Source organism: Pelorhabdus rhamnosifermentans, from assembly GCF_018835585.1.
Lineage (GTDB): Bacteria > Bacillota > Negativicutes > UMGS1260 > UMGS1260 > Pelorhabdus > Pelorhabdus rhamnosifermentans.
Genome location: NZ_JAHGVE010000095.1, coordinates 1 through 558, shown reverse-complemented (window position 1 = coordinate 558; position 558 = coordinate 1). Strand labels below are relative to the sequence as shown.

Sequence of the window (558 nt, the reverse complement as noted above, 5' to 3'; positions counted from 1 at the left end):
CGTAAGTGAACGGCAAAGCCTGCCTTGATATAGGCTAACGCCCGGTTAGTAATGCCTTTAATATAATCACTTTCGATGAAATCCGACTGATCAATAGCTATGTTGAAATTGGAAGCCTCTTTAATAATCATCAAAAAATCACGCCTCTCTACTAAATGTAAATTACCTTTCGATCTTTACACAATTTTACTCTTCATTATAAAAGCGCCTCCAAATGTATTACGCTTTCTTTGCTACCATGATATGACGGCTTATCAAATTTGTTCCTAATTTCTACTTTTTTTGCCATGTTAGCCATGGATCCGCTTCCTGCCACCATAGACACACTCACTATTCTTGCTTCATCTACTACCACTACAAACACCAAATCTATCCGCGCCATTTCGTCATCAGCGATTGCGCCGATTACCAGCATGATAAATCAGAAAGCTCACTAAAAAGAAAAAATTATCACATGGATAACTTGCATATTTTTCCCCGTACGCATATACTACAGCAAGTCACACCAAAAGACAGTTTTCTTACTACATTGAGGCAATCGCCAGATGTAATCAAATC

Annotated in this window: 1 protein-coding gene; it reads right to left on the bottom strand. The window is 38.2% G+C overall.

What is annotated here, in order from left to right:
* Positions 1 to 196 precede the first annotated feature (196 nt).
* The gene (locus tag Ga0466249_RS25925) at positions 197 to 415 is read right to left on the bottom strand and encodes a hypothetical protein (RefSeq protein WP_215832384.1); all 219 of its coding nucleotides are present in this window, start codon (positions 413 to 415) and stop codon (positions 197 to 199) included.
* Positions 416 to 558 lie beyond the last annotated feature (143 nt).